Source organism: Sphingobium indicum BiD32 (assembly GCF_000382885.1).
Taxonomy (GTDB): Bacteria; Pseudomonadota; Alphaproteobacteria; order Sphingomonadales; family Sphingomonadaceae; genus Sphingobium; species Sphingobium japonicum_C.
In genome coordinates, this window is sequence record NZ_CAVK010000197.1 from 1 (window position 1) to 18,738 (window position 18,738).

19 protein-coding genes and 1 pseudogene are annotated in these 18,738 nt (G+C 65.5%); 13 read left to right on the forward strand and 7 right to left on the reverse strand.

The annotated features are described in order from the left end of the window. From EBBID32_RS24650 to EBBID32_RS18395, 6 genes and pseudogenes are all read left to right on the forward strand, one after another. Positions 1-444 (forward strand): annotated as a pseudogene (locus tag EBBID32_RS24650) (P-type conjugative transfer protein TrbL); the annotation flags it as partial. Positions 445-450: 6 nt separating this feature from the next. Beyond that, positions 451-1,134: a conjugal transfer protein TrbF gene (gene trbF / locus EBBID32_RS18375; protein ID WP_006963476.1), complete on the forward strand. Its 684-nt coding sequence runs from the start codon at positions 451-453 to the stop codon at positions 1,132-1,134. Continuing rightward, complete coding sequence (gene trbG / locus EBBID32_RS18380) at positions 1,131-2,150, forward strand: P-type conjugative transfer protein TrbG (RefSeq protein ID WP_006963479.1); 1,020 nt, start codon at positions 1,131-1,133, stop codon at positions 2,148-2,150. The genes trbF and trbG overlap by 4 nt, the downstream gene beginning before the upstream one ends. Further along, positions 2,147-3,397, forward strand: a complete 1,251-nt coding sequence (locus tag EBBID32_RS18385) for a TrbI/VirB10 family protein (protein ID WP_006963480.1) — start codon at positions 2,147-2,149, stop codon at positions 3,395-3,397. The genes trbG and EBBID32_RS18385 overlap by 4 nt, the downstream gene beginning before the upstream one ends. Further along, positions 3,394-3,621, forward strand: coding sequence for a DUF2274 domain-containing protein (locus EBBID32_RS18390; protein WP_037491780.1), 228 nt, complete (start codon positions 3,394-3,396; stop codon positions 3,619-3,621). The genes EBBID32_RS18385 and EBBID32_RS18390 overlap by 4 nt, the downstream gene beginning before the upstream one ends. Positions 3,622-3,789: 168 nt before the next feature. Continuing rightward, complete coding sequence (locus tag EBBID32_RS18395; RefSeq protein ID WP_130753350.1) at positions 3,790-3,990, forward strand: hypothetical protein; 201 nt, start codon at positions 3,790-3,792, stop codon at positions 3,988-3,990. A gap of 21 nt (positions 3,991-4,011) precedes the next feature. Here the strand turns inward: EBBID32_RS18395 and EBBID32_RS18400 are convergent, their stop codons facing one another. Then, on the reverse strand, positions 4,012-4,629 hold the full coding sequence (locus EBBID32_RS18400; protein WP_006963484.1) for a hypothetical protein: 618 nt from the start codon (positions 4,627-4,629) through the stop codon (positions 4,012-4,014). A gap of 202 nt (positions 4,630-4,831) precedes the next feature. Between EBBID32_RS18400 and EBBID32_RS18405 the strand changes: the two genes are divergently transcribed. From EBBID32_RS18405 to EBBID32_RS18420, 4 genes are all read left to right on the forward strand, one after another. Continuing rightward, positions 4,832-6,244, forward strand: a complete 1,413-nt coding sequence (locus EBBID32_RS18405) for a PAS domain S-box protein (RefSeq protein WP_006963486.1) — start codon at positions 4,832-4,834, stop codon at positions 6,242-6,244. Positions 6,245-6,485: 241 nt separating this feature from the next. Next, on the forward strand, positions 6,486-7,016 hold the full coding sequence (locus EBBID32_RS18410) for a hypothetical protein (RefSeq protein ID WP_006963487.1): 531 nt from the start codon (positions 6,486-6,488) through the stop codon (positions 7,014-7,016). Next, complete coding sequence (locus tag EBBID32_RS18415; RefSeq protein WP_006963488.1) at positions 7,016-8,371, forward strand: CsgG/HfaB family protein; 1,356 nt, start codon at positions 7,016-7,018, stop codon at positions 8,369-8,371. Before EBBID32_RS18410 ends, EBBID32_RS18415 begins: the two co-directional genes overlap by 1 nt. Positions 8,372-8,461: 90 nt before the next feature. Next, a complete protein-coding gene (locus EBBID32_RS18420) occupies positions 8,462-11,539 on the forward strand; it encodes a beta strand repeat-containing protein (RefSeq protein WP_006963489.1) in 3,078 nt (1,025 codons plus the stop codon). A 244-nt stretch (positions 11,540-11,783) separates the two neighbouring features. On the opposite strand, the gene EBBID32_RS24255 is transcribed toward EBBID32_RS18420, so the two are convergent. The 6 genes from EBBID32_RS24255 to EBBID32_RS18445 all read right to left on the reverse strand — a co-directional run bounded on the left by EBBID32_RS24255 (position 11,784) and on the right by EBBID32_RS18445 (position 16,156). Continuing rightward, positions 11,784-11,927, reverse strand: coding sequence for a hypothetical protein (locus EBBID32_RS24255; protein ID WP_006963491.1), 144 nt, complete (start codon positions 11,925-11,927; stop codon positions 11,784-11,786). A gap of 196 nt (positions 11,928-12,123) precedes the next feature. Beyond that, positions 12,124-12,315: a hypothetical protein gene (locus EBBID32_RS18425; protein ID WP_006963496.1), complete on the reverse strand. Its 192-nt coding sequence runs from the start codon at positions 12,313-12,315 to the stop codon at positions 12,124-12,126. Further along, a complete protein-coding gene (gene zapE, locus EBBID32_RS18430) occupies positions 12,312-13,511 on the reverse strand; it encodes a cell division protein ZapE (RefSeq protein WP_081628127.1) in 1,200 nt (399 codons plus the stop codon). The genes EBBID32_RS18425 and zapE overlap by 4 nt, the downstream gene beginning before the upstream one ends. Before the next feature lie 113 nt (positions 13,512-13,624). Then, positions 13,625-14,077 carry a GNAT family acetyltransferase gene (locus tag EBBID32_RS18435; protein WP_006963504.1) on the reverse strand — a complete coding sequence of 151 codons (453 nt, stop codon included), beginning with the start codon at positions 14,075-14,077 and terminating at the stop codon, positions 13,625-13,627. After that, entirely contained in the window at positions 14,074-14,487 is a 414-nt protein-coding gene (locus tag EBBID32_RS18440; protein ID WP_006963505.1) for a DUF983 domain-containing protein, read from the reverse strand. Before EBBID32_RS18440 ends, EBBID32_RS18435 begins: the two co-directional genes overlap by 4 nt. A gap of 70 nt (positions 14,488-14,557) precedes the next feature. Beyond that, complete coding sequence (locus EBBID32_RS18445; RefSeq protein ID WP_006963506.1) at positions 14,558-16,156, reverse strand: phosphoenolpyruvate carboxykinase; 1,599 nt, start codon at positions 16,154-16,156, stop codon at positions 14,558-14,560. A gap of 206 nt (positions 16,157-16,362) precedes the next feature. On the opposite strand from EBBID32_RS18445, the gene EBBID32_RS24260 reads away from it, so the two are divergent. From EBBID32_RS24260 to EBBID32_RS18460, 3 genes are all read left to right on the forward strand, one after another. Beyond that, the gene (locus EBBID32_RS24260) at positions 16,363-16,647 is read left to right on the forward strand and encodes a hypothetical protein (protein WP_130753352.1); all 285 of its coding nucleotides are present in this window, start codon (positions 16,363-16,365) and stop codon (positions 16,645-16,647) included. A gap of 86 nt (positions 16,648-16,733) precedes the next feature. After that, positions 16,734-17,054, forward strand: a complete 321-nt coding sequence (locus EBBID32_RS18455; RefSeq protein ID WP_006963508.1) for a helix-turn-helix domain-containing protein — start codon at positions 16,734-16,736, stop codon at positions 17,052-17,054. A 23-nt stretch (positions 17,055-17,077) separates the two neighbouring features. Then, positions 17,078-18,724, forward strand: a complete 1,647-nt coding sequence (locus EBBID32_RS18460) for a SulP family inorganic anion transporter (RefSeq protein ID WP_231382248.1) — start codon at positions 17,078-17,080, stop codon at positions 18,722-18,724. Positions 18,725-18,738: the final 14 nt, after the last annotated feature.

The window sequence follows — 18,738 nt, forward strand, 5'->3', positions numbered from 1 at the left end:
GCCCGCCTCGCCGGTGGCGCCGCGATGGGCATGGCAGGCAGCGCCGCCACAGGCATGGCCCGCACGGCTGGCGCTGCTTCGGGTGCCTATAGCGCTGGCGCGGCCGGACGATCGGGCGCGGCGGCGGTCGGCGCAGGCCTCGCCAATGTCGGCAAGAGTAGCGGCGGCGCGGTGGTCTCGCCGCTGCGCCGCGCCGCGCAAAGCCTCAAGCAAAGCTATGCCGATGGCCGAAGCGCAGCTTCAGGCGCCGCCGCCGGTGCGGGGGCGCAGGCTTCCGCCGCCGCATCCGGCACCGGATCCGCCGCGGCCGCGCCGCCCGCCTGGGCTGCGGCGATGAAGCGCCGGCAGGCGATCACCCAGGGCGCCACCATGGCCGCTCATACCCTGAAGGGCGGCGACAGCCATGGCGGCGGCGCCGGTCCCGACCTCTCGCAGAAGGACTGACACGCAATGTTCAAGCGACCATCGATCCGTTACGGGCAATCGCCCGACCCCGTCACCCCCTATCAGCGCGCGGCGCAGGTCTGGGACGACCGCATCGGCTCCGCGCGCGTCCAGGCGAAGAACTGGCGGCTCGCCTTCTTTGGCTGCCTGGCGCTCTCCGGCGGTCTGGCCGGCGGCCTCGTCTGGCAATCGGCGCGCGGCACGATCATTCCCTGGGTGGTCGAGGTCGACAAGCTCGGCGAGGCGCGCGAGGTCGCGCCCGCCACGGCGGACTATCGCCCCACCGACCCGCAGATCGCGTTCCATCTTGCCCGCTTCATCGAGAATGTCCGCTCGATCCCCGCCGACGGGATCGTGCTGCGGCAGAACTGGCTGCGCGCCTATGACTTCGCCACCGACAAGGGCGCCCTGTTCCTCAACGATTATGCCCGCGCCAATGACCCGTTCGCACAGCTGGGCAAGATCCAGGTCTCGGTCGAGGTGTCGAGCGTCATCCGCGCCTCGAACGACAGCTTCCGCGTGGCCTGGACCGAACGCCGCTATGTCGATGGCGCCCTTGCCGAAACCGCGCGTTGGTCTGCGATCCTGACCGTCGCCGTCCAGACCCCGCGCGATCCCCAGGCCCTCCAGAAGAACCCGCTCGGGGTCTTTGTCGCCAATCTCAACTGGTCGAAGGAACTCAACCCATGATCTGCCTGTCTCCCGCGAGGGCGCGCTCCGGTGCGCTGCTCTGCCTGCTCGCTTCCGTCTCGCTGCTGTCCCTGGGTGCCGCCGCCGAGGCAAAAAGCCGCAGGGCGCCGCCCGCGCCGATGGTCGCGGCCACCCCGGCGCCCGAACCGCGCCGGGCGGTAGAGGTTGTCAGCGTACCGACGCCGCTCCCGCTTCCCGGCCAATTGAAGCCCCTCGAATCCTCCGCCAGCGCCCGTGAACCCGCCGATCCGCGAACGCGCGTCACCGCCGCTAATGCGGCCGCGCGCGTGCAGCCGAGCAAGGGCGGCTATTTCAACGCGATCCAGCAATATCCCTATGCCGATGGCGCCCTTTACCAGGTCTATACCGCGCCCGGTCAGGTCACCGACATCGCCCTTCAGGACGGCGAGGAGCTGGTGGGATCGGGACCGGTCGCGGCCGGCGACACCGTGCGCTGGATCATCGGCGACACCGTGAGCGGGGCCGGATCGGCAAAGCGCGTGCATATCCTGGTCAAGCCGACCCGCGCCGACATCGGCACCAACCTCGTCATCAACACCGATCGGCGCACCTATCATCTCGAACTGCGCGCGACCGCCTCGACCTACATGGCTTCGGTCTCCTGGACCTATCCCGCCGACCAGCTCATCGCGCTGCGGCGCGCCAATGCCGAGCGCGAACGCGGCGCGCCGGTCGCCTCGGGCATCGATATGGAGCGGCTCAATTTCCGTTACCGCCTGTCCGGCGACAAACCGTCCTGGCGGCCCGCCCATGTCTTCGACGACGGGCGCCAGGTGATGATCGAGTTTCCCGATGGCGTCGCCACCGGGGACATGCCGCCGCTCTTCGTGCGCGGCGCCGACGGCAATGCCGAACTCGTCAACTACCGCGTCTCCGGCCGCTACATGATCGTCGACCGGCTGTTCGATGCGGCCGAACTGCGGCTCGCCACCCGCAAGGGTGAGCAGCGAGTCACGATCGAGCGGCAGGACGCCCCTGCGCGGAGGGCGTCATGAACCGGCCGGAACGGGAAGAAGGACCGGGTGAGATGGCGCGGGAGGCGACCGTAGCGCAGCCCGCCAATCCCGGCGCCTTTCGGCTTGCGGGGCCACCGCCGCGCGTCACGCGCCTGTCGCGCAAGGCCCTTGCCGTCATCGGCATGGTCGCCGGGATCGGGATCGGCGGCTCGCTGCTCTATGCGCTGCGCCCGGTCCATCATGCCCCCGCAGTCAATCTCGTCGATACCGACAGCCGCAACAAGGCCGATGTCGTGACCGCCGCGCCGGCGAGCTACGACAAGGTGCCGAAACTCGGCCAGCCTATGCCGGGCGATCTCGGACGGCCGATATTGTCAGCGCAGCAGAATGGGCAGAGCGTGCCGGTGCCGCCGATGGGGCCGGCCGCGGGACAGCCCGATCCGCGTCTCGCCGCCGCCGAGCAGGCTCGCCAGCGCGTGATGCAGGAGCGGGAATCGGCGAGAGCCAGCAAGCTGTTCCTTGGCGCTGAAGGCGCGCGCTCTGCTTCTGCCGCGAACGCTGGCGATGGTGCGCAGACGGCCCGCGCGGTCTCAGCGGGCGATGGTGCTGGCGCGGCGCCGGCTGCCCAACCGACCGGCCAGGCCGCGAAACGGGCTTTCCTCCAGAATGGAGGCAATCGCGCCGTCGTCAGCAATGAGCGGATCATGGCGCCGGCCTCGGCCTACATGGTGCAGGCGGGCAGCGTCATTCCGGCCGCGCTGATCACCGGGATCCGTTCGGATCTGCCGGGCCAGATCACCGCCCAGGTGACGCAGAATGTCTATGACAGCGCGACGGGGCGCATCCTGCTGATCCCGCAAGGCTCGCGGCTGATCGGGGACTATGACAGCGAGGTCTCGGCCGGGCAGAACCGCGTGCTGCTGGCCTGGGATAGGCTGATCCTGCCCGGTGGCCGCTCGATCCTGCTCGACCGCCAGCCTGGCGCCGATGCCGCGGGCATGTCGGGCCTTCAGGACAAGGTGAACTATCATTGGGGCAATATGCTCAAGGCCGCGATGGTCTCGACCCTGCTCGGCGCCGGCACGCAGCTCGTGGCCCAAGGCGATGATGAACTCACCCGTGCGCTGCGCTACGGCATGCAGGACACGATCAACCAGACCGGGCGGCAGGTCGTGCAGCGCGAGATCAATGTACCGCCGACGCTCACCGTGCGGCCGGGGTTTGCGATCCGGGTGGTGATCACCCGCGATCTTGTGCTCGAGCCTGTTCAGGGGGCGCAGCCATGAGCCGGCTGCGTCTGGGGCCGATCCTCGAGGAAAAGCCCGTCAAGCTGACGGTCGAACTCCCGGGCGCGCTGTTCCGGCAGCTTGCCGACTATGCCCGCGCTCATGCGGCTGAGAATGGCTTGTCCGATCCCGTGCCAGTCGAACGGTTGATCGCTCCTATGGTGGAGCGGTTCATTATGAGTGATCGGGGGTTTGTGAGGCGTAGGCGCGGCAACGGTTCCTGATCCGGCAACGGATCGTGCACGGTGCATGATTTTGGCGGCACGGTACGTCCAAAGGGATGACGGGCAGCCATCACGACCCTATCATGGACACCGAAACAAGTCCCCACGGGAACAGGTCGCGCAAGAAGGACAGGCTGCCAAAAAATGCCGCAACGATCGATGCGATTGATGACGATGCTGGCGGAGGAGATCGCCGCGCTCAAGGCAATGGGAAGCACGGCCGACCCGGCGTTCAATCATCTGGTGGATAAAATCGGTTTCTGCTGCGACGAGGCGCTCGATCAACTCTCGCAGCATGAGCCTCTCATGGCTGGCGATCATCCGTCCTGGACGAGATGGCGCAATCCTCTATCGCCGACCAAGCCATAAGCTGCGGCTTGAACCGCCGGTTCAGTCTTCTGGAACATCGCCGGACGCCCACACTTCTGGTGTGCGCTCCAGATAGAAGGCGTCATTGTCATAGGCTTGCTCTAGCGCGAGCAAAGAAGCACCCGCGAGCCAGGCGTCCCATTGCGATGGCGGCAGCAGGATCGGCATCGTCTGGCTGACCGGATCCGCGCACGCATTGGCCACGGTGAGCATGCCGGCAAAGCCGCCGGTCGCCGGATCAGGCGAGCACAGGCCCGCCCATGCGCAGATCGGCACGTCCCAAAGTCCCAACCAGCTGCGCGTGCGATGACCTTTCTCCCCAATGGGATAGGCGACATCCTCGACCGCAATCAGGCAACGCTCGAGCAGGTCCAGCCCAAGGGGCGCGCGGCTGTTACCCGTAATCTCGCGCGCAAACAGCGTCGTTCGCGGCCGATCGCCACGCGTCCGGCTGATCGGGTCTCTTGGCAGGCCCCAGGGCAACGCGTGCAGGTGCCGTCCCCGCGCGCCCGATGTCACGACGATCGCCTTCTCGCCCGGCCAGATGGTCGGTAACCAGTCAAGTGCCGGATCGGGCTTTGCATCGAACAATGTGGCGATCTCCGAGGCGGCGGCGCGACAGCGAATCAAGTGGGTCATGGCCCATCCTTCGCTCGGGATGATTAACGCTTCATGCAATTATGATATGCAGAACATCAATAAGCCAATATAGTCTGTTTTATTGATTGTTCATCGTTGATGGATGCTCTTCCCGGAGCCATCGGCTTTCTGAAAGATTGAGAGTTCTGACGGGCCCGAAGAGAGGATCAGCGAGGCCATTGGCGGAGGCGGGGCAAACGGCATGGACAGGAAGATACGAGAGACCGAAGCCAGGCTCGCAGGCATCGTCGAGTCCGTCATGGATGCGATTATCACCGTCGACGCGCGGCACAGGGTCGTCCTGTTCAACCCGGCCGCGGAAGCCATGTTCGGCATAACTGCCGATGAAGTCCTCGGTCAGCCACTTACCCGGTTCATCCCCGAGAAATTCCGTTCTACGCACGATCAGTTCATTCGCCAGTTTCGCGAGGCCGGCGCGACGACCCGCCGCATGGGTGCGCTCGGCGCGGTAAATGCCCTGCGCGCCAATGGCGAGGCATTCCCTGCCGAAGCCTCGATCTCGCACGTTCGCATCGGTGATGACCATCTGGCGACCGTCATCCTGCGCGACATCACCGAACGCCAACGCAATGAAGAAGCGCGTCAGCTGCTGGCCCGCGAAGTCGATCATCGCGCGAAGAACGCACTGGCGGTCGCACAGGCCCTGGTCTCTCTGACCCGGGCTGAAACGATCGCGGACTATGCTCAAGCCGTGAAGGGAAGACTGTCCGCCCTGGCGCGCGCACACAGTCTCCTCTCCGAAGGCGCCTGGCAGGGCGCCGATCTTGACCGCACGATCGCGGATGAGCTGGCAGCCTACACCAGGCCCGGCCAGAGCATCGTGGCCGGGCCGGCGATCCGCCTCGCGGCCAATGCCGTACAGCCTCTGAGCCTCGTCATGCATGAGCTTGCCACCAATGCCGTCAAGCATGGCGCGCTTCGCCACGCGAGTGGCCAGATCGCGGTTGAATGGGTGATGGAAAGCGATCGGCGGCTCGCGATCAGCTGGACCGAAACCGGCGGGCCGCCCGTGGCTCCGCCCTGCGCCAAGGGGTTCGGCAGCCGGCTCCTCAACGATGTGATCCGCAACCAGCTCCAGGGCGACCTCAGACTCGACTGGGCCCCTTCGGGCTTGCGGGTCACCATATTGCTCAACGATTGCTTCGATGCGCTCGAGAATCGTCGGTCCGCCGCAGGCGCCCCGGCAGCAGAGCCTGCGCGCCAGCAAAGTGACGCTTCAGCGCGGTGCGTGCTGGTGGTCGAGGATGAAGCGCTCGTTGCCCTTGAACTCTCCTCCGGGCTTGAAGATCTTGGCTGGTCGATCATCGGGCCGGCCTCGTCGCTGGAGTCAGCGAGGAAGCTGGCGGGGCAAACAGCGATCATTGATGCAGCCGTGCTTGACATCAATATCGCTGGGCAACTTGTTTATCCCTTAGCTCGCGAACTGCGCGAACGAGGCGTGCCGATCCTGTTTTGCTCGGGCTATGATGCCGTCGATGCCGGGGGTGGTTTGGCGGATGTCCCCATCCTGTCCAAGCCCGTCAATATCGGCGCCCTGCACAGGACGCTCCGCGATATTTCCATCCTCCCTGATCGATCGCCCGGCGCGGCGTGACGCTCTGAGGCAGCGAATCGCCAGACACTCGCGCAGATCGAGGCCATTGACCAGGATGCTTTGCTGATCCGGCCAGACCGCAGCCCCGCCCACGCCGCTCTTTGCTTCCTACGCCATTGCCTGTCTTTCCACGCCGGTCTTTTACGCCCGCAACGCGCTGTTGCCTCCGCTGATTTCATGGCTCTCTTGATGGCCCCCGAAGCCCCGGCACGGTGCCGCGGCCCTTCGGGGGATGATGCTCATGATCTCTTCTGCACCAGGAGGAAGAGCCACTCTGGCGCTTTTCTCCGCGCTCGTTTTTGCAGCGCCGGCGCTCGCCAACAATTATGGCGAAAGCGCCGCCTGGCAATTCCGCACCTCGGCCGACCGCGCCAACCAAGCCGCGATCCTCGACATCATGGAGAAGCGGCGCGCGGGCGGCTATGCGAGCCCGACCTACACGACGACGATCGAGCGCCAGTATAATTGCGGCGTCACCGCGACTGCGACCGGCAATGTGGACAGCCAGACGGCGCTCGCCCATTCGCCGACCACCACCGGCGCGACCTCCGGCGCGCAGGGCAATAGCAGTTCGAGCAGTGTCGAGGGCGCCGGGAGCAGCAGCTCGGGCCAGAGCAACAGCGGCCTCGTCTCCGCTTCGGTCTCGGGCGGGACGACGGTCGCGGTCGATGGCACCGCCTGGCAGGCGCTCAATTCCACCCAGTCGAACAGCGGCGCCCAGAGCGCCAGCGTCACCGGCTCCACCGGCTGCACGTTCGGAGCGCTCAACTGATGGGCGTGGCAACGGCGGGCCGCCGGGAACTGGCCGGGAAGAGGATGGGGCTGCGGGGTGTGGGCGTGCGAGGGGTTGCGCTGCCGCTCCTGGCCCTGGCGCTGCCCGGCTGCGCCAGCATGACCCAGCAGCGGATCGGGATCGGCGAGGAACCGATCGTCGTCGGGCCGCCGGTGCGCGACAATCGCACGCCGATGGACGCGGCGCTTGCCTGCTATGCGGGCTGGCTCGGATCGCGTGGAAACAAGCCGCCGGTCATCGCGGTCGGCGATGTGCGCGACTATACCGGCAAATATTCGGTCAACGAAGGCAATGCGATCACCCAGGGCGGCGCGCTCATGGTGGCGTCTGCGCTCGGCAAGCTGCGCGGCTCGGTGCGGATCGCCGAGCGCTTCGATCCGGTCATCGCCGAGCGCGAACTGGCCTATGCTGACCGCCGGCAACTGGGCGACGGCAAGGTCCATGATCTTGCCGGTCCGTCGGGGCGGCAGGTCGTGCCCTGGCTGCCCTATTTCGGCGGGAGCATAGCGGCTTCCGATTATTACATCGTCGGCGGCATCACCGAACTTAATTACGACATCCGGTCGGGCGGCATCGAAACCGGCGTAAATTCGGTCGGCCCGAAGGCGCGAACCTATACCCAGAGCGTCGCGCTCGATCTGCGCATCGTCGATACCCGCTCGCTGCTCGTCGTGCGCACGGTCAGCCTCACCAAGCAGTTCACCGGCTATGAGACCGGCTTCGGCATCTTCCGCTTCTTCGGCTCCAATCTCTTCGACATCAATATCGGCGCCAAGGGTCAGGAACCGCTCCAGCTCGGTATCCGCACCGCGCTCGAGGAAGCGACGATGCGCCTTATCGGCGCGGTGGCCAGGGTCGATCCCGAGCCTTGCATGAGCCAGGCAAGCTGGGCGGCGAGCGTGCCACTCGCGCCGTCCGTGCAGGGGATCGCGGCCACCTCGACGTTGCGGCAGCGCCTCGCCGCCGATGGTCCGGCGCTCAACGGCCCTGCCGGCGGTGGCGATGACAGCGCGGCGGTCGATGTGCCGCTTCTGTTCGAGACCGGTGTCGACAGCCTGCAGGGCGGTGCGGAAGCGGCGATCGACCGGATCGTCGCGGCGGCCAAGCATGGCGGCGTCTTCGTGACATTGCTCGCCCGTGACAGTGAGACGCTCGATCCCAAGGCGCGCGCGGCGCTGACCGATCGCCGGATCGCGGCCTTGACCGTCGCGCTCACCAAGCAGGGCCTCGCCGCATCGGCGATCTCACCGGTCTGGCGTCCCGATCCCACCGATCCCGCCATCCAGCGCGTCGGCGCCGGCCTGCAGCGGCTCGCACGCCTGCGGATCGGCTGATCGTCTCCTTCCCCCTTCGCATGAACAGGAGGCGCCCACCTGACACGCCAAGGCCCGGTTTTCCGAACAACTTCAGACAAGGATTTTCCCATGAAACAGACTGCATCTTCCTGTTCGACCCGCCGCCAGCGCCTCCTGATGGGCGGCGCGGTTCTCGCCCTTGCCGGCTCGCTGGCCACGCCCGCTTTCGCCACGCCTGATCCCACGCCGGGGATCGACGCGACCGGCGCGCAGGTCATCGTGACCGATCAAAGCAAGGACTGGTCGCCGGTCAGCGCCACTGCGACCAATCCCCTGGTCGAAACCACTGGCGCGGTCGATGGATCGAGCGTCGCCGTCACCGGCAATGCCGTCAGCGCCACCGCGAGGGCCAATAGCGCCAGCGCCGCCCTGACGCCTGATGCGCGCGATCTCGAAGCGGCGACCGGCGGCACCTGGCTGGCGACCGGATCGGACGGCACCGACGGGCAATCGCCGGCCCTCATCGTCACGCGCCAGGCAACCGATGGCGCATCCGTGTCCGCCACCACCACCAATTCCCGTATTCGCGCGCGGCTTGGCGATCTGGTCGACAGCAGCGCTGCGGTCAGCACCAACACCCAGGAAGCCGTTGCGCTGGCCAATGATGCTGCCGATACCCTGTCGCTCACCGGCGTTGCCGTCGGCACCGGTGCCGGCGTGGTCAGTGACCAGTCGGTCGGCGGGGATGCTGCCGTCGCGGCCCGCTTCAGCGGCACGGCGGCGCTCAAGGTCGCCGATGCCCCGCGCAGCGATCTCGATGTGCGCGACAATCTCCAGCGGTCCGTCGCCTATGGCAACAGCGCGAGCAATGCACTGGGTATCGACGCCGTCCAGCTCGATGCGGCGGCGAGCTATGGCATGCCCTCGATCGTCGAGGCCAATGCCAGCGACCCTTCGGTCAATGCCGCTTATGCCGTGCTGGCCGACCAGCGGGTCGGCAGCGCCGTGGCGGCGAGCGCCAATGGCGGCTTCGCCGTCAAGGTGGGTGATACCGCCTTCGCCTCGGACGTGACCAATGGCGACAACAGCCTGGTCGCGGCAGGTTATGGCAACCAGTCTTCCAATGGTCTCGATCTGTCGGCCGATGCCATCGCCAACAATGCCTGGGATGGCGGCGCCGTCGCCAACATCACCAATGTCCAGTCAGCCGCAGCCATTCCCGTGAAGGGGCTCGCCAAGGGCGGAGCCAGCATCGCCATCACCGGCGATGCGGTCGAGGCGAACCTGGATGCCCGCGACAATGCGGTGATTGCGGTGGCGACCGCCAATCGCGCCGATGGCAACCTCCTGTCGGTGACGGCCAATGTGGTCGATGCCGGCGAAGGCTTCGGCGGGGAAGGTCCGGTCGGCACCGCGCTGGTCGACGGCGATGGAATCATGACCGTCACCGCGCCGTTCAGCGTCCAGAATGATCAGCTCAATCAGGCTCGCGTCACCGCAAAGGCGACGGACACGGCGACCCTGATTACTGTCGATACCGGCATCGTTCGATCGAACGCCACGATCACGGGGAACAGCGCTGGGGCGCAAGCCAGCGGCAATGTGGCGACGAACGGGCTGTCGCTCGATGCCAACAGCCTTGCGACAGCGGCCGATCTCAATAGCCTTCAACTCGGCAAGGGCGTGGTCAGCGCCTCTGTCGGCTCTGCGGGCAATCGCGCGGGAGCGATCCTTTCCGCTGCGGGCGATGTGGTCGATTCCAGCCTGACCGTCTCGGACAACAGCCTCACCGCCAGCGCGACCGAGAATGAGGTCGCCAACAGCATGGCCATCACCGCCAATAGCCTGACCAATGCCAGCGGTCATGAAAATGCGCAGGCGGGCATGCTCGATTACGGCGTCGGCGCGGCGGCGGACTATGCCCTGGCCAATACCCAGGAGATCCGGGGTGGCTATCAGCTTCCCGTCGCGGTCAAGGCCTCTGCCTATGGGGACTTCGATGCGACCGCCGGCAACGGCGCGGTGCGTTCCGCGCTCAAGGTCACCGGCAACAGCCAGACCGCCTCGGCGCTCGGCAACGGCGCGGCCAACAGCCTGACCATTGCCGCTACGACGCTGGGCGGTGCCGAGGAGCCGGCGCCTGGATCGGCTCTGTCCTCGACCCAGGCCGCTTATACCAATGTCGATGCCGTCTCCGACATGCAGCTTGGAGTGACCACGGCAGCGGTCGATTCCAGCCTGCTCCTGTCGAACAACAGCAATGTGGTGCGGGCCCATATGAACGATGCGACCAACAGTCTCGGGGTCGACACGCTTAGCGCCGGATCGCTGAGCGGGGAGCCTGCGGCAGCGCTGGTGGATGTCGGTTATGCCTCGCAGGTCATGGGCGATCATGTCCTCGCCAGTAACCAGATCGCCGATGGTAGCGTCAGCGCGACGGCGGTGACGACCGGTCAGTCCGTGGATCCCTCGGTGTCGTTCGTTCGCTCCAGCTTCGAGGCGAGCGGCAACGAGACGCTGGCCGAGGCCGTCGCGAACAATGCGGCCAACAGCCTTGCACTGACCTCGGCGGTACAGGGCGGCGCCAGCGCCGGCCTGCTCAACCAGCAGTCGAACTATGCCTCTGTCGGTGCGCAGGCGACCAGCGCCTATGGCATCGGCGCGCACGCCTCGTCCGATGCCTCCAGCCTCGTCGATGGCAATGTGACCACGGCCATGGCCCGCGGCAATATGGCGACCAATATGCTCGCCGTAAGCGGCGTGGCCGAAGACGACTGCACGCCGGACCTCGCCTCGATCACCACCGGCGCGCTCAACAGCGCCATGGCGCCCGCGCTCCTGTCCAACGTCCAGATGAACGCGGGTGGGGTGTCGGCCTATGTCGCGAGCCCGACCGTCTCGGTCAGCTATGGCAGCGCCGGGGTCAGCGACAGCCGCCTTGGCGTGACCGGCAACAGCGTCTCGGCGGCCGCTTATGGCAACAGCGCCACCAACATGGTGACGCTGGCTTCGCTCGGCAGCTTGCCGGCGTCCGGCATCAGCAGCGTCCAGACCAATAGCGGCGCTGTCACGGCCCAGGTTACCAATGCGGCCTATACAGTCACGTCGCCGGATATTTCGACGAGCCGGATTGGCATCTCGGGCAACAGCATCAGCGCATCGGCAGTAGGGAACGCGGCCACGAGCAAGGTCACGGTCTCGCGCTGATCCGCGCGGCGGGCGGCGCCACAAGCCCCTGGACCGCCCGCCGCATGCGGGAAAGGCCGTCACGCTTCCCCCGGCGTGGCGGCCTTTTGTCTGTCGCTCTTGGGCAGGGTGCCGCCTTCATCGCAGGCGACTCCCGTTCAGTCGGAAGATCCTCAAATTATGGGAGGTGGTTCATGATGCCGTTTATCGTTCCCGCGTCGAACGAACCACGTGAAGCCCCTGGGCGTGGCGGCTTGACCAAGCGTCAGTTTCTCGAATTGTCCTTGTCGTGGCGCTCGCTGTTGCGGCGTGCATTCTGCCGGTCATGGGCACGTCCTCCCGCGACGGTCACGGCGAAAAACAGCACGAGCAACAGCAGGGAGATGAGAATGATCGCAAATATTACCACAGGGACCCTCCTCAAACGGGACAGAAATCCAGGACCGGCACGTCACGGGCATGCGGGACTCATCATAATTCACGAACCTTCTCTCATCGGTCATCTGAAGGAAGCCGATGGGAGGAGCAGCGCGAAGTGTCCGCGCCCGATCGGGATCGGAACTGGTCGGATGGCGGACCACCCAGAGATGGTGGTCAGGCCTGTCTCAGCGACCCGACCGCTGTTCGAAGAGCTGCGCCTTCTCATACATGTCCTTCCAGGCGGCAGCCGCGCGCAGCGAGCGTTCCCTGACCAGCGGAAGCGAGGCCGCCTGAGCCTCGGCGAGACAGGCGTCGAGCCGATGGCGGTAGAATTCACTGTTGCGGACAGTGGGCTTCAAACTGGGCTTCGGCTTCATGTCGGCATATCCTCTGTTGCCGCACTGGCGCGATCGGAACCTTGGCGGATCTGAGCCAGCGGCAGGCTCTCCGTGTCGGTGCTCACGCCATGGCCACGCGCGAGATAATCGCGAGAGCCCATCTCATTGAGACGCGAGATGGTCCGCTCGAATTCGAACGCATCGTCCGATGCGCAGTAGAGGGTGTCGGGATCACGATCAGCCGACGCGAGCAGCTTGACGCCATTTTCGTAGAGCGTGTCGATCAGGGTCTTGAACCGGGTCGCCTCCGATTTCCGGTTGGCGTCGAGGACAGGAATACCGACCAGAATGAGGGTGTGATACCGATGCGCCAGGGCCATGTAGTCAGGAATGCCGCGCGGCTCGCCGCACAGGCGTTTGAACGAGAAAACCGCAACGCCCTTCAAGGATTTGGGGACGAACAGTTCCCGGCCGCCCTTGATCGGCACTGTCTCCGAAGGAACATGCTCGCGGTCTTCAACCGGGAAATCGGTCAGCCGGAAGAAGGACCGGCTCAGAGCCTCGGTCGCGGCATCGCCGTTGGGCACATGCCAGGTCTGGAAGCCCCCCAGGCGCTGAAGGCGATAATCGGTGGGACCATCGAGCGAAAGGACGTCGAGCCGGTCCTCCAGCAGCGCGATGAACGGCAGGAAATGTTCGCGGTTGAGGCCGTTCTTGTAGAGATCGCGAGGCGGCCGGTTCGATGTCGCAACAACGGTCACGCCAGTGCCGATGATCCGGGTAAACAGCCGGGAGAGGATCATGGCGTCAGCCGAGTTGGTGACGATCATCTCGTCGAATGCGATCAGCCGGGCTTCACTGGCAATCGCATCGGCCACTGGCAGGATCGGGTCGCCGGTTTCCCTGGCGCGCTCGACGCGGAGCCGATCATGGACTTCCTGCATGAACTCATGGAAATGGACGCGCCGCTTGTCGGCAATGTCGACGCAATCGAAGAACAGATCCATGAGCATCGACTTGCCGCGCCCCACGCCGCCCCAGAGATAGACGCCGCGGACGGGTTCGGGTTTGCGCCGGCTAATCCGGGCCAGGAGACCAGGCCGCTGAGCCTGCATTTCCAGATCGGTGACAGCCTTGCCGAACCGAAGCGCGACCTGGCGCTGTGCGTCGTCGGGGCGCAACTGTCCTGTTGCAATAGCGTCTTCGTAACGTGCGATGACTCTGCTCTGTGGCAAGGCCTGTTACTCCAAATATTGTCTGCCTGAAAAAGTACCACCGGCTCGGATCAGCCGCGCAGGTTGCCAGACGCCACCGGCCGCAGGCCTGAAGCATCACTCGGCCAGACCGTTCAGGGTGCTTCGGATTGCTGCTCGCGATGACACTCGCGAGTGATGCGGCGATAGAAGAACCGGAATGCGTCTTCATCATAGCCGATCGCTTCATAGAAACGTGCAGCATCTGCATTGTCGGCGCGAACCATGAGCTGGACCTTGAGCGCGCCGAACCGGCCGAGCCATTCCTCGCAGTGCCCGATGAGCTTGCGGCCGATCCCCCAGCGCCGGAAATCGGCATCGACGCCCAGATAATAGATCCAGCCGCGATGCCCGTCCCATCCGCACATCGCCGTCCCAATCAGGCGTGGTCCGGCGAAGGCCCCGATGATCGTGGAGGCGGGGCCATCGAGCGCCTTGCGGGCATCCGCCGCGGCATCGTTCCAGGGCCTGGTCAGTCCGCACGCGTCCCACAGCCTTGCGGCATCGCCGACTTCGCCTGGGACAAGCGTGCGTAATTCTATCGTCATGCTTCGGCGTCGTCCGGGCTCTGTCCCGGGCGCTCCTTCTGGAAGCCGTGCATGCCGAACCACCACTGCACGGCGATGATGACGCCCTTGGCCGGTTGCAGGAGCCCGATCATCAGGAGGATGGCGAGCGGCAGGACGATGGCCACCATGGCCGATACGGACAGGTCCGCGTCGCGGGCCAGGGCGATGATCAGCGGCGCCATCAGGTGCCCGGTCACGAAGATCGAGACATAGGCGGGAAAGTCATCCGCCTGTTGGTGCGTCCAGTCCTGGTCGCACCGCACGCAGCGCGGGATGGGTTTGAGAAAGCGCCCGAACAGGCGCGCCTCGCCGCAGCGGGGACAGCGCCCGCGCAAGCCACGCGAGATTGCCGTCCAGCCCGAAGCAGGCAGGATGACCGCTGTGGTCACCGGGCCGGCTTCAGGCGAGGTGGCGGACTTTGTCTCTTCTGCAAATGTGTCAAAGGGAGAGCGCATAAGATCAGGCATTAAACATCCCGGGAGGCGCGGCAGCCCGGATGCTCTCGTCGACATGCGCGACGAATTGCGTGAAATTGCGGCGGAAACGGTCGGCGAGGCCGCGTGCCGCCTGATCATAGTCTTCGGCCTTTGCCCATGTCGCGCGCGGATCGAGTATCGTGCTGTCGACGCCTTCCACCGCGATCGGCACCGCGAAGCCGAAATTGGGGTCGATCCGGAACTCCGCCCGCTTGAGTTTGCCCGACAGCGCGGCACCCAGCAGCGCGCGGGTCACCTTGATCGGCATCCGCGAGCCGGTGCCGTACTGGCCACCGGTCCAGCCGGTATTGACCAGCCAGCAATCGACCCCGCCCTTGGCGATGCGCCGGCGCAGCAGGTTGCCATAGACGCTGGGATGGCGCGGCATGAACGGGGCGCCGAAGCAGGTCGAGAAAGTGGCTTCGGGTTCGGTCACACCCAGTTCGGTCCCCGCCACCTTGGCCGTGTAACCGGACAGGAAGTGGTACATCGCCTGTTCGGGCGTGAGATGGGCGATCGGCGGCAGCACGCCGAAGGCGTCGGCCGTCAGCATGATGATGTTCTTGGGCACTGGTCCCATGTTCTCGGAGGAGGAATTGGGAATGAAATGGATCGGATAGGCGCCGCGGCTGTTCTCGGCGAGCGAGGCATCATCAAGGTCGAGCGTCCGGGTCTCGGGATCCATGACGACGTTTTCGAGGATGGTCCCGAAGCGCCGCGTCGTGGCGTAGATCTCCGGTTCGGCTTCAGCCGACAGGCGGATCATCTTGGCATAGCAGCCACCCTCGAAATTGAAGACGGCGGTGTCCGACCAACCATGCTCGTCGTCGCCGATCAGCGTGCGCGAGGCGTCGGCGGACAATGTGGTCTTGCCCGTGCCCGAAAGCCCGAAGAAGATCGCGGTGTCGCCGTCGGGGCCGATATTGGCCGAGCAATGCATGGGCATCACGCCCTGCCTGGGCAGGACATAGTTGAGGATCGTGAAGACCGCCTTCTTCATCTCGCCGGCGTAGCCGGTGCCGCCGATCAGGATCAGCTTGTTCATGAAGTCGATGGCGATCACCGTCTTGGAACGACAGCCATGCCGTTCGGGATCGGCCCGGAAGCTCGGCAGGTCGATGATGGTGTAGTCCGCCTGGAAGTCGCGCAGCTCGTCCGCGGTCGGCCGCACCAGCATGGTGCGCACGAAAGCCGAATGCCAGGCCAGTTCGGTGAAGATCCGCACGCCGACGCGATATTCAGGCTGCGAACCGCCGAAGAGATCCTGCACGAACACCTCGTCCAGCGTGCCGAGATGCCTGGTGAAATCCTCGCGGAGCTTTTCGAAGGCTTCTCCGGTCATCGGCTTGTTCGAGGCCCCCCACCAGACATCGTTCTTGGTCTCGGCGTCGCGAACGATGAACTTGTCCTGCGCCGAGCGCCCGGTGTGCTTGCCGGTCTCGACCACCAGGGCGCCATGTTCGGACATGAGACCTTCGCTGCGCTGCAAGGCGCGTTCCACCAGCTGCGGCGTATCGAGATTCTCATGCAGCAGGGCGCCGGGTTTGATGGCGGCTTGCGGCCGGGTGAGGGTCATGGTCATGCGGTCGGTGCCTCTCTGGTCTGATGATGGGGGAGGGAGTGACGTTTCAATCGCTGGCGGGATCGGGAGGCCCATAGCGGGGCGACAATCTCGGACGCCGGACCCGGTCAGCGGTTTGCGGAAGCGCGCTGGCGACGGCTCCGACGCGATGATTTTTGGTTTCCGGTCGCAAGCGCGACGAAGACTTTCGGATGCGGCGATCAGGCATGACGGTTCTCGCGCGCTTCGCGCGGCGTGATGCCCGATGCCGCATGATTGCCTCTGTCGATGGCCTTGGCGAGTTCCGACATGAGACCGGCCGCCTCATGGGGTTTGAGTTCGGCCTCGCCAAGAGTTCCATCGGCAAGATGGAACGTCACCACGATCCGGAAATCCCCTGGCCTGAAATCTTCCGCCAAGGCCGGGAGAAGCCGCAGATGAACGCCAATGCCGTTCACCGGCAAACGCCCGGCGTTCGCGGCATCTGCGGGACTGACGACCGCAGAAGATGATTCAATGGATGGCATAAAGCATATATACAACCGCACATTAAATTGTTAATCCTACATTTTGATGTATTAAACATCATGAGGCCATTATGATCACATCGCAGCAAATGCGCGCCGCGCGTGCCCTTCTCGGGCTCGACCAGCGCCAGCTCGCTGAACTCGCCGGACTGTCCCTGCCAACCATTCAGCGCATGGAATCCTCGGATGGGCAGGTGCGCGGGGTGGTCGATACGCTGGTGAAAGTGATCACCGCGCTCGAGGGGGCGGGCATCGAGATCATCGGGGAAAACGCGCCGAGCACAGCAACCGGGCGCGGCGTCCGCCTGAGCGAAAGGGTTGACGGCAAACGCATCGGGCTCAGCCAGTCGATCCTGTATGACAAGGCGGTCGCCAGGGAAACTCAACCATGACGGCCTCCTACACGCCCAAGCTGGTGACCGTCCTGCGCGAGGGTTACGCGCCGGCTACTTTCTGGCGTGACGCGATAGCCGGCCTGACCGTTGCGATCGTGGCCTTGCCGCTGGCGATGGCGCTTGGCATCGCCAGCGGCGCATCGCCCGACAAGGGGCTCGTCACGGCCGTCGTCGCCGGCTTCCTGATCTCCGCGCTTGGCGGGTCGCGCGTTCAGGTCGGCGGCCCGACCGGCGCCTTCGTTGTCGTCATCTTCAACGTCATCGCCCAGCACGGCTATGATGGCCTGCTCGTCGCCACCCTGCTTGCCGGCTTGATCCTGATCGCCGCCGGCGTTTTCCGTCTCGGACGGCTGATCAAATATATTCCCCATCCCGTTGTGACCGGGTTCACCGCCGGGATCGCGGTCATCATCGCCTCGAGCCAGGTGAAGGATTTTCTGGGGCTCGCTATCGACAAGGTGCCGGCCGACTTCATTCCCAAATGGCAGGCCTATCTTGGGGCCATATCGACCATCCATGCCGCCACCGTTGCGGTCGGCGCCGGCGCGCTGGCGATCATCATCGTCCTGCGCAAGTTCGCGCCCAAGCTTCCCGGATTCCTGATCGCGGTGGTGGTCAGTTCGGTCGCCGTTGCCGTGCTCAAGCTGCCGGTCGACACGATCGGTTCTCGTTTTCCGGACATTCCCGCCGGCCTGCCGATGCCTGCGCTGCCGGCGATCTCTCTCGCCAAGCTCAACGCCGTGCTGCCTTCGGCGTTCACCATCGCCTTTCTGGCCGGCATCGAGGCGCTGCTCTCCGCGGTCGTCGCCGACGGCATGGCCGGAACCCGGCATCGCTCCAATCAGGAACTGATCGGTCAGGGTGTCGCCAATCTTGGTTCGGCCCTGTTCGGCGGCCTTCCTGCTACCGGGGCGATCGCCCGCACGGCGACCAACATCCGGTCCGGGGCCAAGACCCCGGTCGCCGGGATCATGCATGCGGTCTTCCTGCTGCTGTTCGTCGTGTTCGGGGTGAAGCTCATGGCCTTCGTGCCGATGACGGCACTGGCGGCGATCCTGTTCATGGTCGCCTGGGGCATGAGTGAGTATGAGCGGTTCATCGCCCTGCTGCGTATGCCCAATAGCGACCGGGCTGTGCTGCTGCTCACCTTCGGCCTCACCGTGCTGGTCGATCTCACCGTTGCGATCGGCGTCGGGGTCACGCTGGCGTCGCTGCTGTTCATGACGCATATGGCCGAAACGGTCGAAGTCGATGCCAGCGGCACACAGGACCCCGATGTCGATTCCGAGGACGTCCACCAGCGCGATGCCTTGCCGGCAGGCGTCGAGGTGTTTCGCATCACCGGGCCGTTCTTCTTCGGGGTCGCCGGCGAACTTCTCGATACGCTGCGCCGTGTCGGCCAGTCGCCCAGGGTGATCATCCTGCGCATGCGCCTCGTGCCCCTGCTCGATGCCAGCGGCGTGCAGGCGCTCGGGGAGTTCATCGAACAGGCGCACATTGCCGGCGCCCAGGTCGTGCTCTCGGGTGTCCAGCAACAGCCAAAAACCATGCTCGAGCGTGTCCGCCTCGGTGGCCACTCGGACAAGCTCTTCTACGCGGCCGACTTCGCCAACGCCCAGGCGCTCGCGCTTCGCTTGCTCGAAAGCCCCGAGCCCCCACGTCCCTGATTTCGCCGCCGGCT